We start from the raw sequence: 1,756 nt of genomic DNA on the forward strand, positions 1-1,756 counted from the left end.
GAGACCGCCTGCGAGGGGCGCTGCCCCTCGCGCTCCCCGGCGTATTTCATCGAAAGATGAAGGGCAGGGGCTTTCATCTTTCTTCAAATACGCAAGCAACACTCGCCAAGGGCGCGGCCCTCCACGCTTGTGCGGCCCGCACATGCCGCTGGCCGGGACCTCCGGCTTCCCGCTCGGGGCCGCCGGAGACCCGGAGGGAGAGCACGCTGCGCAGGGGGGCGTGGGTCGCGGCGGGGCGGCCACATCTCGCGGCGGGGCCGGCCCCGCGCCGCTTCTTGCATTCGTATGCAGAATCCGCTAGCGCTCCGCCGCGAGGATAGCGGAGGAGCGTCATGGCGGAGTATCTCAAGCGCGGCAAGCCGGCGGAGGAGCGGGCGGAGGACGACGCGAAGGTGCGCGCCGCCGTCGAGGGGATCCTCGCCGACATCGAGGCCCGGGGCGATGCCGCCGTGCGCGAGCTCTCCGCGAAGTTCGACGGCTACGCGGCGCCCTCCTTCCGGCTGACGGACAGCGAGATCGAGGCCGCGATGCAGAAGGTCTCGACCCGCGAGATGGAGGACATCCGCTTCGCCCAGGCGCAGATCCGCCGCTTCGCCGAGGTGCAGAAATCCTCGATGACCGACGTCGAGGTGGAGACGCTGCCGGGCGTGATCCTCGGGCACCGCAACATCCCCGTGAACTCGGTCGGCTGCTACGTGCCGGGCGGCAAGTTCCCGATGGTCGCCTCGGCGCACATGTCGGTCATCACCGCCAGGGTCGCGGGCGTGAAGCGCGTCGTCGCCTCCGCCCCCCCGGTGAAGGGCGCGCCGCACCCGGCCATCGTCGCCGCGATGAAGGAGGGGGGCGCGGACGAGATCCTGGTTCTCGGCGGCATCCAGGCGGTGGGGGCCATGGCGCTCGGCACCGAGACGGTCGCGCCGGTGGACATGCTCGTCGGACCCGGCAACGCCTTCGTGGCGGAGGCCAAGCGACAGCTCTTCGGCCGCGTGGGCATCGACCTCTTCGCGGGGCCGACCGAGACCATGGTGATCGCCGACGACACGGTGGACGCCGAGATGGTGGCGACCGACCTCCTCGGGCAGGCCGAGCACGGCTACAACTCGCCCGCCTGCCTGATCACCAATTCCCGCAGGCTCGCCGAGGCGACGCTGGCCGAGGTCGAGCGGCTCCTGACGATCCTGCCGACCGCCGAGACCGCCGCCGTCTCCTGGCGCGACTACGGCGACGTGATCCTCTGCGAGGGCTACGACGAGATGCTGCGCGTCTCCGAGGAGATGGCCTACGAGCACGTGCAGGTGATGACCGACCGCGACGACTGGTTCCTCGAGCACATGACGAACTACGGCGCGCTCTTCCTCGGGCCCCGCACCAATGTCGCCAACGGGGACAAGGTGATCGGCACCAACCACACGCTGCCGACGAAGCGGGCGGGCCGGTATACCGGCGGCCTCTGGGTCGGAAAGTTCCTCAAGACGCATTCCTACCAGCGCGTGCTGACCGACGAGGCGGCGACGCTGATCGGCGAATACGGCTCGCGGCTCTGCATGCTGGAGGGCTTCGTCGGCCATGCCGAGCAGTGCAACATCCGCGTCCGCCGCTACGGCGGGATCAACGTGCCCTATGGCGAGGGCGCGCCCTGGCGGGAGGCGGCGGAGTAGCGGGGGCTCTGCCCCCGGTCGCGCGGGCCGCGCGACTCCCCCGGAGTTTCCTGCCAGGATGAAGCCATGACGCCGAGCGAGCGTCTGCCGAGATGAGC

The 1,756-nt window shown here is 70.4% G+C and carries 1 protein-coding gene; it reads left to right on the top strand.

Translation table 11 applies throughout. The annotated features are described in order from the left end of the window. Positions 1-332 precede the first annotated feature (332 nt). Positions 333-1,658 (top strand): histidinol dehydrogenase, encoded by a 1,326-nt coding sequence (hisD, locus tag ACTS11_RS00425; protein ID WP_442638382.1) that lies wholly within the window; start codon positions 333-335, stop codon positions 1,656-1,658. The last annotated feature ends 98 nt before the right edge of the window (positions 1,659-1,756 follow it).

This window comes from Roseicyclus sp., assembly GCF_052168335.1.
Classification (GTDB): domain Bacteria; phylum Pseudomonadota; class Alphaproteobacteria; order Rhodobacterales; family Rhodobacteraceae; genus Roseibacterium.